This window comes from Gemmatimonadaceae bacterium (assembly GCA_016720905.1).
GTDB lineage: Bacteria > Gemmatimonadota > Gemmatimonadetes > Gemmatimonadales > Gemmatimonadaceae > Gemmatimonas.
This window is the reverse complement of sequence record JADKJT010000001.1, coordinates 398,176-411,660: the sequence shown is the minus strand read 5'-3', so window position 1 is coordinate 411,660 and position 13,485 is coordinate 398,176. Positions and strand designations below refer to the sequence as shown.

The following is a 13,485-nucleotide window of genomic DNA, read 5'->3' as shown; positions in this document are numbered from 1 at the left end:
CCAGGTACCAAGAACCAAGTACAAAGTACTCAGTACTCAGTACTCAGTACTCAGTACTCAGTACTCGGTACTTGGTACTGAGTACTGACTCTCCCCGCCTCCACCATCCCGCTATCCACAATGTGCCCCTGGTCGTCGCGGCGGAACCAATGACCCACCAGCCGGTCGCCGCGTACTCGCGCGTCCAGCAGCAGCTGGGCCAGGCGACCGGACACTGGGTCTCGTGCTTCATCCACCAGCGCGACAAAGGCGCGCGCGGCGCCGTCCAGCAGGCGTGTGGCGGCGGCGTCGTGGGTGCCGATGCGCACCTGCGGTCCGCTGGTCAGCGCGAGTGCGCGTGGCGGTTGCTGGAGGGTGAAGGGCAGGGCCATGCCGCCCTGATCAGAGAGGAGGGCGCCTTCCCAGCATCCGGTAATCGATAGTGCGTCCATGGCAGTCCTCCCGAATTCCGGCGATACGACATTGCACCGCCTCGTACGGAATAGACACGTCGAGGGCGAAAAACGTTTGTCGTCAGTGGAATCGTGACCGGCCCGTGGCACGCGCCAATCGGAACCGATACCGGCCTACCAGTTGGCATTGGCGGCATGTGGAGTAGCTTGCGCCTATCAGGCGGGCCCCGTTACCTCTCCCGCCGCCGCAGCGTCAAGAAGCCAGCGGCACCGGCTTCAAGGTGCATACCAATGGTTCTGACATCGCTGGCCGCGCCAATCTTCGCATTGAAACGCGTGCTGGTGACACCCGACGTCCCGAGCGGCTTGCCGCGAGGGGCGTCGTGGTATTTGCGGGACAATGTACTTCTGCCTCCAGTAGTCAGCGCTGAGGAATGGGCTCGAAGGTATCGCTCCGCGATGAATGGCAGCGGCGAATCAATCCGGCGGTCGATCCCAGCACGGCCCCGACGGCCGTGCCGTAAAGCGTCATGCCAATGAGCATCTCGCGCTCCTGCTGGTGCAGATCACAAGGGATTGCGAGGCCCAAATCGCAGCCAACACCTACTACTTTGGCAGTGAGTGCGCCCGTCGCCGCGCCGAGCGCGCCGCCAACGAGCGTCCAGCGCAGCACCAATGGTTTATAAGCGGTGTGCTGGGGTAGAGTGGCTTCATCGAAGCCTCCTGCATGGTGTGATGTGTCGGAACCCGTTTTTACACTGCCCCCCCCAAAACGCACTGGGGAAATGATAGTACTACTGAATCCGTTGCCTACTGACTGCGGTCATTGCCAACTGAGTGCGGTTGCGCCCTGAGCGAGCAACAGATTGCGCCCATCACCCGGCGTGATCCGCGCCGACTCCAAATCACGCCATACAGAGTGAGAACGCGCCCTCAGTGGAATGCCAACCGGTACGCGCAGCTCAGACTCTGTCAATCCTCCGATGACCACGACCCTCGACCAACCTCGCGTTTATCACATCAGCATCTGGCGCTATCTGGTGCTCTGGTGGGTGTTGGGACCGTTCCTCGTCCTTGGCATCGCGTTCACCTTCTCGGCGGACCAAGGGCTCAAACTCGGCGGCATCGTCGTGGCGCTCATCATGTCGCTGCTGCTGTTGGGCTGGCATTGGCTGGCCGGCCGGTCGCGCCTTGAAGTCTCATCGCGCGGCGTGCGGTTGCGTGAGCTGGGCGGCAAGCTGGAAGTTGCCTGGCCGGAGATCATTGATATGCGCACCGACCGCGGTCACGAAGGGTTCATCACCGCTCAGGCAATGGACAACGTCGGTGCCCGTCGACTGGCCGCGACTGCCGGACCTATGCAGATGCATGACGCATCGGACCTGCAACTAATCGGCGAGCATCGTTTCGTGCCCATCAAGGCATTCGCCGTGCATCTGCATCGCGGCGATCTGCGCAACAACATTGCGCAGTGTGCGCCGCACCTGAACACCGCATTGGCGGCGTTGGACACCCCGCCGACAACTCGTGTGCCGACGTCTCCAGCCATCCGTCGAAGGAATTGGCAGATCGCGGGCATCATAGCCGCCGCCGCCGCATTCACGCCGGTACTCATCGTCGCCGGCGAGCGCTCCCAACTGTGGTTCTTCACCGTGGCCAATGCGGCTATGAGCCCATTCATCACCCTGGGCGCCGGCTACTCGGCGTGGCGAATGCTCAAGGGAAAACAGTACCTGCTTGGGGTGCTGGTCGCGCTGTTGGCACTGGTGATGGCAGGGCGAACCGCCGTGGCATGGACGCAGCTCCATCAGCTGGCGCAGCACACCCCGTAACTATCGAGTCTCCCGTCTACGGTCTCCCGTCTCCCGTCTCAAACCACCAGCATCGCCGCCGGATCTTCCATCAGCTCCTTCACGCGCACCAGAAACAGCACCGCCTGCTGCCCGTCAATGATGCGGTGATCGTACGACAGCGCGATGTACATCATGGGCCGGATCACGACCTGTCCGTTCACCGCCACCGGACGGTCCTGGATTTTGTGCAGCCCCAGAATGCCGGCCTGCGGATAGTTGATGATGGGCGTGGACACCAGTGACCCGAATACGCCACCGTTGGTGATGGTGAACGTGCCGCCGGTGAGATCATCCATCGACAACTTGCCGTCGCGCGCGCGTTTGGCGACCGCGCCGATGTCCTTACCGATGTCGACGATGCTCTTCGCGTCGGCGTCCTTGATGTTCGGCACCACCAGTCCGGCGTCGCTGGCCACCGCGATACCCATGTTCACGTAGTGCTTGTACACAATCGCATCGCCGTCGATGTGCGCGTTCACCACGGGATAGGCCTTGAGCGCCAGGCACGCGGCCTTGGCAAAGAACGGCATGAACGACAGCTTCACGCCCTGCTCCTTCTCCACCCGCTCCTTCAATCGTTCACGGAGCGCCGAGATCGCGCTCATGTCGATCTCATTGAAGGTGGTGAGATGTGCCGTGGCCTGTTGCGACTGCAGCAGATTCTCGGCGATGCGACGACGACGCGTGGTCATCTTTTCGCGGGTTTCGCGAACGGCGGCGACTGCTGCTGCGGTTGATGGTACCGTAACGGCCGTTGCTGGTACGTCGACTACAGGTGCCGCGACCTGTTGTTCAATCACATCGGACTTGGAGATGACCCCACCACGGCCCGTACCGGTCACTTCGGCGAGATTGATCCCGCTTTCGGTGGCCAGACGCACCGCGGCCGGCGAGACCTTCGGCGCCGACGCCATCGCTGAGTCGGCGGTTGTCGCTGGGCCCGGAGTCGGGGCCGCCACTGCTGGCACCACCGGGGTCCCGCCAGTCGCGGTCTCGCCCAGGCTTTCCCCTACCGTCACCACGTCGCCTTCCTGTTTGAGGCGTCGCACCAGCACCCCGGCTTCAACGGCTGGCACCTCCACCGTGATCTTGTCGGTCTCGAGCTCGACGATGGTGTCGCCGGGCGCAATGGCGTCGCCTTCCTGCTTGAGCCAGCGCGAAACCGTCGCCTCGACGATGGACTCGCCGAGTGGGGGAACTTTGATGGACGACATGGGGCGGTGCGGTCGTGATGGGTCGATGTCGACGAGCGAACATCCAATATAGATCGGGACCACAACGGCGGTCGGCGCCGATCGAACGGCGCGCCGCACTCCCGTTTGGGGTCATGGAGAGGGAAATTCCCTGTGGTCGCTCAAATCGCCTGTTTCGCGTCTACCCGCCACATCCTGGTCATGCATTCTCGTTTGCGCGCGTGCGTCATCGTGGGCCTCGGCGTCTCGCTGTCGTCGACGCCAGTTGTTGGGCAGGAGCTGGCCGAGAAGGAATTCCCCAAGGCCAACGCCACGCTCAAGGACGGTATCAAGTCTGTCCGCTCCATTCGCGAACAGCGGGATGGGCGGGTGTTGGTGAGCGGCGGCAATGACCAGCCGCTGCTCCTCGCCGATTTCAGCAGCGGGAAGGCCGAATTGCGCATCAAGACCGGCGCCGAGGACGACGAGGTGCGAACCATGGGTCCGCTCTGGGCGTGGTCGGGTGATTCGACCGCGTCGTTCGATGCCGGCAAGGCGCGCCTGATGCTCTTCGGGCCTGATGGATCACTGGCGCGGACGATGGGAGTGGGCTCGGCGCCCCCGAGTGCTTCACCGGGCGGTGCACCGCCGGGAGGAGGCCGAGGACCCCGTATTCCCTCCATGCGGTATCTGGTGGGTACGGAGACGGCCATCGGCGTGGGATTTCCGGCACGGCCCGCGTCGCCGCCCAATCCGGCCTTGGCGCCACCGCGGTTGCCGTATCCCGTGGTGCGCTATTCGCTCAAAACGCTGCGCTTTGACACCATTGCGCAGCTGATGCCCGCGCAGTCACCGCGTCCTCCGTTGTCGCCCAACAGCTCCAACGCCGGGACCATGGTGGTATACATCGGCACCGCGCCGGTGCAATCGGTGGACGTCTGGGCGGCATATGCGGATGGCACGGTTGCCGTGGTGCGCGCCGCAACCTATCGCATTGAATGGTTTTCGCCCGACGGGTCGCGCACGTCCGCCGAGCCCGTGGCGTACGCGCCGATTCCGGTGACATCGGGCGATCGCAAGCGCGTTGTGGAGGAGTTCAAGCGCGCCGCCGACGCGGCGTTGCAGTCCAATCCCATGCGGACCGCCATCCTCGCGATCAACTACGATGAGCCGGCCAGCTGGCCCACCACGCACCCGCCGTTCCGCGGGGATATTGCGCCTCTCGTTGATGCGCGCGATCGGCTCTGGCTGGCCACGCGCTGCAACAAGGACGAGCAGTCGCTGTGCTATGATGTTATCGATCGATCAGGCGTGCGCGTGGATCGCTACAAGCTGCCGCCCCGAACGATGATCGTCGGCTTCGGCAAGGACGTCGTCTACACCTTCGTCGATTCCAAGGACATCCTGCAGCGCCACCCGTTGACGAGTTCACCGTGATCACCACCATGCGAGGGCTTACCATCGACGCGCACGGCGGGCTTGATCAGCTGCGCGTGCGCGATGATCTGCCCGTGCCAACGCTCAAGCACCCCGACGACGTGCGCGTGCGCATCCATGCGGCAGCACTCAACCGTCTGGACCTTTTTGTCGTTGGTGGCATTCCCGGCGTGAAGATCCATCCGAGATGGGTGTTGGGTTCGGACGGTGCGGGCGTTGTCGAGTCCATGGGCAATGCGGTACAGGGTCTCAAGGTCGGCGATCGAGTGATGCTCAACCCCGGTATCGTCGACCGCCCGTGTCGCTGTGAGTATTGCCGAGATGGCGATCAGCCCCTCTGCCTCAGCTATGGCATCCTCGGCGAGCATCGTCCGGGGACGATGGCCGAGTATGTCGTGGTGCCGTCGGCCAATGTCCGCACCATCCCCGACTTCATTGATTTTGACACAGCAGCGGCGTTCCCCCTGGCCACGCTGACCGCGTGGCGCATGATCGTCACCCGCGCCCGTGTGCAACCGGGCGATCAGGTACTCATTTGGGGGATTGGCGGCGGTGTGGCGCTGGCCGCGCTGCAGATTGCCAAGCACATCGGCGCCACCGTGTGGGTGACCTCGGGCAGCCCGGCAAAGCTGGAGCGAGCACAGGCGCTGGGCGCCGATCACCTGCTGGATCATCGACAGCACGAACTCGGGCGCGAAATCCGCGCGCGCACCAACAAGCGGGGTGTAGATGTCGTGATTGACAGCGTGGGTGAGGCCACGTGGGCGCAATCGCTGGTGGCGCTGGGCAAACGCGGCCGGCTTGTCACCTGTGGCGGTACCACCGGCCCGCTGGTGCAAGTGGACGTGCGGCGCATGTTCTGGAATCAGTGGACGCTGATGGGCTCCACCATGGGCAACGACACGGAGTTCGACGCCATCACGGAGCTCTTCCGGCACGGCGCCCTGCAGCCCCCGGTCGATTCGATCTGGCCGCTGGAGGAGGGTCGGACGGCCTTCGAACGGCTGGATTCCGGGGTGCAGATCGGCAAGGTGGTGGTGCAGCTGTGATAGAGCGGTGAGCGAAACGGCGCGCTATACCACCGATGAGGAGCGGGCCCTTCGCGAGTCGGCCATTGCCGGCGAGTTACCGATGTGCCCACGCTGCGCTGTCCGCCTGACGCATCGCGAGATTGGCGGGGGGTCGTTTGGCCTCGGCTATCATCGGCAGCGCGAGTGGCTGCTGTGCCCGTCGTGCAAGCGCAGCGTGATGTATGACCGGAAGCGGGGGACGCGGCTGTAGCGCGGAGCCTCGCTGGCCCCCGTACCCCCGCCCCGCGTGGTCCGCTAGTTTTCGCCGGTCCCCCAGGGACTCATGTGCGCCCATATTCGGCGCCTCTTCTGCCCACGTTGCCCGCAGTGCTCCAGAACTCTCAGGTCGATACGCTGCTTCTCGCCCAGCAAGCCACGACGGCGCCCGGTGGGGCTGCTGACGCCACCGTCGTCTCCACGTTTACCGAACGGCTGGAACAGAGCTTCGCCATGCTTGGCGAGTTCGTGCCGGCGCTGTTTGGCGCGCTGGTCATTCTCTTTGCCGGGTATCTCGTGGCGAAGGTGATCGAGAAGGGCACCCAGCGCCTGCTGCGTCGGGTGCGACTGAATCAGATGCTCGAGCGCGGCGGTGTAATGCAGGCGGTCGAACGATCAGGCTCGCATCTCAATCCGGCGAAAGTCATTGCGAATGTGCTGTTCTGGTTCGTCATGTTTGCCGTGCTGCTGGTGGCGGCCAATGCGATCGGACTGGAATCGCTGGCCAACGTGTTTTCCGAGCTGGTCAGCTACATCCCGAGTGTGATTGCGGCCATCGTGATCATCATCCTCGGCATCGTACTGGGTGGCTTCGTGGGTGGCCTTATCATGGCGTCGGCCGGCGGCTTGCACGGCGGTCCGTGGCTGGCCCGCACGGGACGCGCCGGGGTGATTGTGCTCGCGGTATTCATGGCGCTGCAGGAGTTGGGAATCGCCACCGACATCGTCACCACCGCGTTTGCCATCCTGTTTGGCGCGGTGGCGTTGGCACTGGCGTTGGCCTTCGGACTGGGCAATCGCGATCTGGCGGCGGAAGTCACCCGCGAGTGGTATCAGCGCTATCGGGCCGAACGGCAGGCAATCGATGCCGAAGCGGCCGCGGAAGAAGCCGAAGAGTTGGCTGAGGAAGCGTCGGCCGATGCGTCCGAGGCGGCGTCGGAAGCGGCTGCGGCCGCGGCCGCGCTGGCCCGAGCATCCCGCTCGCGTGTGGGGACGGCGACGGAGTCGGCGCAAGCATGAAGCGTGCGGGAACCCTCGGTGTCGTGGCGTTGGTGCTCGTGCCGCTGATGTCGCAGTGCTTGCAGGCCCAGGGGAAGCAACCGGCCAAACCTCGTGCGACGCTCGATTCCGCGGCGCGTGAGGATTCGGCGGCGAAGGCGTTTCTCGAGGCCGATGAACGTGCGTATGAGCGCCGACTGCTGGCGCAACGGACCGCGTATTTGAAAGGTGCGGCGTGGGCCGACCTCGGCGATCGCTGCCATCCCGGCGCGTTGCGCATCTTCCCCAAGGCCCTGACCTTCGCGCAGCGCGATACGCTGCAGCAACTGGTCGAGCACATGGAGCAGACCATCATCGCGCGCGGTGTTGGCGCACGACTGGATACGCCGGACGCGCGCCGGTTGCTGCGCACGATCGTTGGTTGGGAAGCCGGTATCGATCGACCGCTCTGGGATGTGGATACCAAGACGTCGCGCGAAGCGGTGGCCACCGGGTTGACCGGTGATGTGCCTGACCCGCGGAGCAACGGGTGTCTGCCGTCGCCGCTGGCGGCCGACACGGTGACATTTGTTGTCCCCGGCTTTGCGACGATGGACTTTCCGAAGTCCCCACGACCACGGGTGAAGGCGTACTTCGGACCGGACGCCCAACGACACGCGCGCGACGAATTCTTTTCCACCCGTGGTCAACAGGATCCGCAAGCGGAGCTGTCGTACATCCTTGTTGCACCCATGGTGCTGTGGCGCGGTTGGGCACTGGTGGGCGTCAACCGGCCGCGCGAAAAGGGCGGTGTGGAGATCGGCGTCTCGAGCAACGGCGGTGCGGTCTACATGATGCGCCAGGTTGGCACCCAATGGCGGCTGGTGACGGTGGTCCGGAGCTGGGGTTCCTAAGCCGCCGGCGTTGAATTTGTAAGTTGTTGTTATTCGGGCATTTACGCTTGTGACGCTTCATTGATTTTGCCGGTCGCGCCGACTAGATTTGGAAGGTTGTAGCACCCCCGCCGCGCCGCACCCCGTCGGACACCTTTCCCGCCGCGCCATGACCGCACCGAACGCCCGCGAACGCATCCTCCCGCGCCTCATTGATGAAGAGGTGAAGGAGTCGTTCATCAACTATTCGATGAGTGTGATCGTGTCGCGGGCGCTGCCCGACGTGCGCGATGGGCTCAAGCCTGTTCATCGTCGCGTGTTGTTCGCGATGAACGAGCTCGGATTGGTGCCGGGGCGTCCGTACAAGAAGTGCGCGACGGTCGTTGGCGATGTGCTGGGCAAGTATCATCCGCACGGCGACAGCAGCGTGTACGATGCGCTGGTGCGCATGGTGCAGGACTTTTCGTTGCGCTATCCGCTGGTTGACGGGCAAGGCAACTTCGGATCGATTGAAGGCGACAACGCCGCCGCGTATCGGTACACCGAATCCCGGCTGATGCGCATTGCCGTCGAAATGCTCACCGACATCGACAAGAACACGGTCGATTTCGCGCCCAACTTCGACGATCGGCTCGAAGAGCCGCGCGTCATGCCGTCGGGGTTTCCCAACCTGCTGGCCAACGGCTCGTCCGGCATCGCGGTGGGCATGGCGACGAACATCCCGCCGCACAACCTGGGCGAGGTCATTGCGGCGGTGATCGCCCTCATCGACGATCCCGAGCTCGATGCGTCGGCGTTGCGCAAGCTGGTGAAGGGCCCGGACTTCCCCACGGGCGGGTACATCTACGGTCGCGCCGGGATTGCCGACTACCAGGACACGGGACGCGGTCGCATCGTCATGCGCGCGCGCGCGGTGATCGAGGAGAAGGAGTCGAGCGGCAAGTCGCAGATTGTCGTCACCGAAGTGCCCTATCAGTCCAATCCGGGCAAGCTGGTGTCGGACATCGCCGAGCTGGTGAAGGAGCAGAAGCTCACCGGTATCAGCGCGCTGCGCAACGAATCCGATCGTGACGGCATTCGCATCGTGATCGAGCTCAAGCGCGACGCCATTCCGCGCGTGGTGCTGAACCAGTTGTACAAGCACACGTCCATGCAGAGCACGTTTGGCGTGATCATGCTGGCGCTGGTGCCCGACCCGAACACCCGGCAGCTGGTGCCCAAGGTGCTGACGCTCAAGCAATGCCTTGAGCATTACATCGTGCATCGGCACGAAGTGATCGTGCGCCGGACGCAGTTCGACCTCGACAAGGCGCTCGATCATGAGCACATCCTCGAGGGGCTCAAGATCGCGGTCGACAATATCGACGAGGTGATCAAGCTCATCCGCGCCGCCGCCGACACGCCCACGGCCAGCGTGCAACTGCAGGCGCGCTTCGGTCTGAGCGAGCGGCAGGCGGAAGCGATCCTCAACATGCGGCTCGCCAAGCTCACCGGCCTCGAGCGCGACAAGCTGGAGAAGGAGCTGGCGGAACTGCGGGCGTTCATCATCGACATGCGCGGCATCCTCGAGTCCAAGCCGCGGCGCATGAGCATTCTCAAGGGCGAGTTGCTCGCGCTGTCGCAGTCCTTCAGCGATGCCCGCCGCACGGAGATTGTCAGCGACGACGGCGAGTTCTCCATCGAGGACCTGATTGCCGATGAAGAGATGGTGGTGACCATCTCGCACAACGGCTACATCAAGCGCACCCCGGTCACGCTGTACAAGCGCCAGGGACGCGGCGGTCGCGGCAAGTCGGGGGCGGACCTCAAGGAGAACGACTTCATCGAGCGGCTGTACGTGGCCAGCACGCACACGTACATGTTGATTTTCACCGATGACGGTCGCTGCTACTGGCTGAAAGTGCACGAACTGCCGCAGGCAGGGCGTGCCACGCGGGGCAAGCCCATCGTCAATCTCATCAACGTCACGCCCGACACGCGCATTCGCGCCATCGTGCTCACGCGGGAGTTCTCGGACACCGAATTCCTGCTGTTCGCCACCAAGAAGGGCACGGTCAAGAAATCGGCGCTGTCGCAGTATTCCAACCCGCGCACCACGGGCATCAAGGCCATCAAAATCGAGGAAGACGACGAGCTGATCGACGTGCAGGTGACGGCCGGCAACAACGACGTCGTGCTGGCCACCAAACACGGCCTGTCAGTGCGTTTCCACGAGAGCGATGTGCGCGAGATGGGTCGTGATACCACGGGCGTGAAGGGCATTGAACTGCGCCCGTCCGATCAGTTGGTGGGCATGGTGGTCATCAAGCGCGAATCGACGCTGCTGGTGGTGACCGAGAAGGGTCTCGGGAAGTGCTCGGAAGTGAGCGAGTATCGCGTGCAGAAGCGCGGCGGCAAGGGCATCCTGACCCTCAATCGCACGGCGAAGACCGGCGATGTGGTGGCGCTTATGGAAGTGGTGCCTGAGGACGAACTGATGCTCATGACGCGTCAGGGCATCGCCATTCGCAGCACCGTGTCGGAGATCCGGGTCACGGGCCGGGCGGCGCAGGGTGTGAAGCTGGTGGCGCTGGACGAGAACGACGTGGTGTCGGCCGTGGCGCGGGTGATTCCCGACGACAAGGACGACGGCATCGAGGGCGGTGATTCGGATGGCGGCGGGGAAGGGTCTGATATGGGAGAGCTCGGGGACAGCGAAGGATGACTTCGTCACGACGCCTTCCAGCGCGTGCATGAGTAGCTCGCGCATTCTCGTTGCCGACGACGACGTGGCCGTCCTCGAGTCAGTCACCTGGCTGCTCAAGGAGAACGGGTACGACGTGGTGCCGGCCAACGGAGGCGCACAGTGTCTCGAGGCGCTGGAAAGGCGATCGCCCGATCTGCTGCTGCTGGACATCCTCATGCCGGACACCGACGGGTATACGCTGCTCGAGCGCATCAAGGGCGAGGAACGATGGCGTGATCTGCCGGTGCTGATGCTGTCGGCGCAGCCGCCCGAAGACGCCTCCGTGCGCTCGCTCGGACTCGGCGCATCGGATTTCATTCGCAAGCCGTATCGCCCCAAGGAGCTCTTGGCGCGAGTGCAGGCGCAATTGCGCATGGGCTCCGTTCTGCGCAGCACGCGACAGGCGCTGGTGCGCACTGAAGAAGCCCCTGGTGCGGGCCCAGCAGGACGCCGACAGTCGTCGCAAACTGGTGGACATCCTGCACGAGGTCACGGGTGACCTCTCGGTGTCGGAGCTCTTTCATCTGCTGGTGCGCCGCGCGGCGCGCGCGCTGGACGTGTCGCACTGCTCGGTCGTGCTGGCCCGGCCGGGCGAGATGTCGGCGGTGGTGGTGGCGGCGTACGAGAATCCGGCCTTGCACCAGCTGGTCATCCAGCTCGATCGGTATCCCGAACTGCGCGCAGCGCTCGACAGCGGGCAGCCCGTGCTGGTGGAGGACCTCGATACGCATCCGCTCTACGAGGGGGTGCGCCATGTGTGGGGCATCGAAGGCATTGAAGTGCCCATCCGATCGGTCATCGCCCTGCCATTCTCCATCGAGCGCGGCCAGTACGGTGTGTTCCTGGTGCGCCGCACGCGCGATCAGGAGCGCTTCGGGCCGGCTGATCTGGAGTTTGCCCAGGCCGTGATCACCGCCGCCGTGGCGGTGATCCAGCGTGCGCAGATGATGGAAAGCACCATGGCGGACAACGCGCGGCTGGAGCAGTTGGCGCAGACCGACCCGCTCACGCAGATCCTCAATCGTCGCGCGCTCACCGAACGCATCACCGCCGAAATGGAACGGGCGCTTCGCTACGATTCCACGATGGCGTTGCTGATGATCGATCTCGATCACTTCAAGCGGGTCAACGACACCTACGGCCATCTGGTTGGCGACGATGTGCTCCGGGATGTGGCGCAGTTGCTGTCGGACACCATTCGCGGCAGTGACATCGTGGCGCGGTACGGCGGTGAGGAATTCCTCGTGCTGTTGCCGGAAACCGATGACGACGGCGCGGAGACCTTTGCCGAACGGATCCGCGCGGCCGTGGAGTCCCATCCGTTCAGCAACGCCACCGACGAGCCGCTGTTGCGCCTGACGGCCAGTGTCGGCGTGGCGGTCTTCCCGGCGGCGCGCATCGAGTCGGTGGAAGACCTTTTTGCGCGGGCCGACGCCGCGTTGTATCGCGCCAAGGCCGATGGTCGCAATCGTGTTCGGATATAGTGGTATCGCGATCCCCCAAATGTCACCCTTCGGAGTTCTCTGATGCGTATGCTCGTCCTCGGCGCTGGGCTGCAAGGCTCGGCGTGCGCGTTCGACCTGCTGAATAATCCCGCCGTCGAGCGGGTGATGCTGGCCGATGTGAAGATTGGTGCCCTCCCGGCGTTCCTTGCGCCATTCGTCGGCCCTCGCCTGGTGACGGTCGCGCTCGATGTGCGGGATGCATCGGCGGTGCGTGCGGCCATGGCGCAGTGCGACGCGGTGATGAGCGCCATCCCCTACTACTTCAACTTTCCCCTGGCCCAGCTGGCAGTTGATGCCGGCGTCCATTTTGCCGATCTGGGCGGCAACACGGAAATCGTTCGCCAGCAGCAGGCGCTCGATGCGGCGGCCAGGGCCAAGGGTGTGAGCGTGGTGCCGGACACCGGTCTGGCGCCGGGGATGGTCAACGTCATCGCGCAGCATGGCATTGATCAATTCGATACCGTGGAGCGTGTGCAGCTCTTCGTGGGCGGACTGCCACAGGTGCCCGAGCCGCCGTTGGGATATCAGATCGCGTATTCCATCGAGGGGATGATCGACTACTACACGACGCCGTCGTTGGTGGTACGCGATGGGGTCCCGCAGGAGGTGAGCGCGTTATCCGAGCTGGAAACGGTGCGGTTTGCCGAGCCGCTTGGCGATCTGGAGGCGTTCCACACGGCGGGTGGACTCTCCACGATGGTGTACCGGTATGCCGGCAAGATCCCCAGCATGGAGTACAAGACGCTGCGCTATCCCGGACATGCGCGCATCATGGAAGCCATTCGCGATCTTGGCATGCTGGGCAACACGGCCGTGGACGTGAAGGGACAGCAGGTGGTGCCGCGTGATGTGTTCGTGCGCGTGGCCGGCGAGAAACTGCGCAAGGGCAAGCCCGATCTGGTCGCACTCCGGGTGGTGGTCACCGGCATCAAGGACGGCCAGCACGCCGCCCGTGCCTGGGAAGTCGTGGACCACTACGACGCCGCGCGCGGCATCACGTCGATGATGCGCACCACGGGCTACACGCTATCAATCACCGGCCAATTACAGGCCACAGGCGCCATTGCACCGGGTGTGCATACCCCCGATGAATGCGTGCCCGCGACGCGGTACTTCGCCATGCTGGCAGAGCGAGGGGTGGTGGTGAAGGAGGTATAGTTAGAACCTAGTGTACTTAGGTACTTGGTCCTTGCGACCTGAGTATCTGTTGCGTACTTGGTACTTGGTACTTGGTACTGAGTTCT

Annotated in this window: 13 protein-coding genes; 10 read left to right on the top strand and 3 right to left on the bottom strand. The window is 64.0% G+C overall.

The window, feature by feature from the left end:
* Nucleotides 1-50: 50 nt before the first annotated feature.
* Nucleotides 51-431 (bottom strand): hypothetical protein, encoded by a 381-nt coding sequence (locus IPP90_01710; GenBank protein ID MBL0169430.1) that lies wholly within the window; start codon nt 429-431, stop codon nt 51-53.
* A 382-nt stretch (nt 432-813) separates the two neighbouring features.
* On the bottom strand, nt 814-1,065 hold the full coding sequence (locus IPP90_01705) for a hypothetical protein (protein ID MBL0169429.1): 252 nt from the start codon (nt 1,063-1,065) through the stop codon (nt 814-816).
* A gap of 310 nt (nt 1,066-1,375) precedes the next feature.
* Here IPP90_01705 and IPP90_01700 point away from each other — a divergent pair, with 310 nt between their 5' ends.
* Nucleotides 1,376-2,224: a PH domain-containing protein gene (locus IPP90_01700; GenBank protein ID MBL0169428.1), complete on the top strand. Its 849-nt coding sequence runs from the start codon at nt 1,376-1,378 to the stop codon at nt 2,222-2,224.
* Nucleotides 2,225-2,262: 38 nt separating this feature from the next.
* On the opposite strand, the gene odhB is transcribed toward IPP90_01700, so the two are convergent.
* Nucleotides 2,263-3,459, bottom strand: a complete 1,197-nt coding sequence (odhB, locus tag IPP90_01695) for a 2-oxoglutarate dehydrogenase complex dihydrolipoyllysine-residue succinyltransferase (protein MBL0169427.1) — start codon at nt 3,457-3,459, stop codon at nt 2,263-2,265.
* 180 nt (nt 3,460-3,639) lie between these two features.
* Here odhB and IPP90_01690 point away from each other — a divergent pair, with 180 nt between their 5' ends.
* The 9 genes from IPP90_01690 to IPP90_01650 all read left to right on the top strand — a co-directional run bounded on the left by IPP90_01690 (nt 3,640) and on the right by IPP90_01650 (nt 13,399).
* Nucleotides 3,640-4,854: a hypothetical protein gene (locus IPP90_01690; GenBank protein ID MBL0169426.1), complete on the top strand. Its 1,215-nt coding sequence runs from the start codon at nt 3,640-3,642 to the stop codon at nt 4,852-4,854.
* The gene (locus IPP90_01685; GenBank protein ID MBL0169425.1) at nt 4,851-5,903 is read left to right on the top strand and encodes a zinc-binding dehydrogenase; all 1,053 of its coding nucleotides are present in this window, start codon (nt 4,851-4,853) and stop codon (nt 5,901-5,903) included. Before IPP90_01690 ends, IPP90_01685 begins: the two co-directional genes overlap by 4 nt.
* A 7-nt stretch (nt 5,904-5,910) precedes the next feature.
* Complete coding sequence (locus IPP90_01680; GenBank protein ID MBL0169424.1) at nt 5,911-6,135, top strand: hypothetical protein; 225 nt, start codon at nt 5,911-5,913, stop codon at nt 6,133-6,135.
* Nucleotides 6,136-6,251: 116 nt separating this feature from the next.
* Nucleotides 6,252-7,160: a hypothetical protein gene (locus IPP90_01675; protein MBL0169423.1), complete on the top strand. Its 909-nt coding sequence runs from the start codon at nt 6,252-6,254 to the stop codon at nt 7,158-7,160.
* On the top strand, nt 7,157-8,032 hold the full coding sequence (locus IPP90_01670) for a hypothetical protein (protein MBL0169422.1): 876 nt from the start codon (nt 7,157-7,159) through the stop codon (nt 8,030-8,032). The genes IPP90_01675 and IPP90_01670 overlap by 4 nt, the downstream gene beginning before the upstream one ends.
* Nucleotides 8,033-8,180: 148 nt before the next feature.
* Nucleotides 8,181-10,715 (top strand): DNA gyrase subunit A, encoded by a 2,535-nt coding sequence (gene gyrA / locus IPP90_01665; protein ID MBL0169421.1) that lies wholly within the window; start codon nt 8,181-8,183, stop codon nt 10,713-10,715.
* A gap of 28 nt (nt 10,716-10,743) precedes the next feature.
* Nucleotides 10,744-11,235, top strand: coding sequence for a response regulator transcription factor (locus IPP90_01660; GenBank protein MBL0169420.1), 492 nt, complete (start codon nt 10,744-10,746; stop codon nt 11,233-11,235).
* Nucleotides 11,168-12,220: a sensor domain-containing diguanylate cyclase gene (locus tag IPP90_01655; GenBank protein MBL0169419.1), complete on the top strand. Its 1,053-nt coding sequence runs from the start codon at nt 11,168-11,170 to the stop codon at nt 12,218-12,220. The genes IPP90_01660 and IPP90_01655 overlap by 68 nt, the downstream gene beginning before the upstream one ends.
* Nucleotides 12,221-12,262: 42 nt before the next feature.
* Entirely contained in the window at nt 12,263-13,399 is a 1,137-nt protein-coding gene (locus tag IPP90_01650) for a saccharopine dehydrogenase NADP-binding domain-containing protein (protein MBL0169418.1), read from the top strand.
* The last annotated feature ends 86 nt before the right edge of the window (nt 13,400-13,485 follow it).

Excerpts from the sequence above, each read along its gene's own strand:
- IPP90_01710 (MBL0169430.1), bottom strand. The coding sequence starts at position 431 with ATGGACGCACTATCGATTACCGGATGCTGGGAAGGCGCCCTCCTCTCT.
- IPP90_01700 (MBL0169428.1), top strand. The coding sequence starts at position 1,376 with ATGACCACGACCCTCGACCAACCTCGCGTTTATCACATCAGCATCTGG.
- odhB (MBL0169427.1), bottom strand. The coding sequence starts at position 3,459 with ATGTCGTCCATCAAAGTTCCCCCACTCGGCGAGTCCATCGTCGAGGCG.
- IPP90_01690 (MBL0169426.1), top strand. The coding sequence starts at position 3,640 with ATGCATTCTCGTTTGCGCGCGTGCGTCATCGTGGGCCTCGGCGTCTCG.
- IPP90_01670 (MBL0169422.1), top strand. The coding sequence starts at position 7,157 with ATGAAGCGTGCGGGAACCCTCGGTGTCGTGGCGTTGGTGCTCGTGCCG.
- gyrA (MBL0169421.1), top strand. The coding sequence starts at position 8,181 with ATGACCGCACCGAACGCCCGCGAACGCATCCTCCCGCGCCTCATTGAT.
- IPP90_01660 (MBL0169420.1), top strand. The coding sequence starts at position 10,744 with ATGAGTAGCTCGCGCATTCTCGTTGCCGACGACGACGTGGCCGTCCTC.
- IPP90_01650 (MBL0169418.1), top strand. The coding sequence starts at position 12,263 with ATGCGTATGCTCGTCCTCGGCGCTGGGCTGCAAGGCTCGGCGTGCGCG.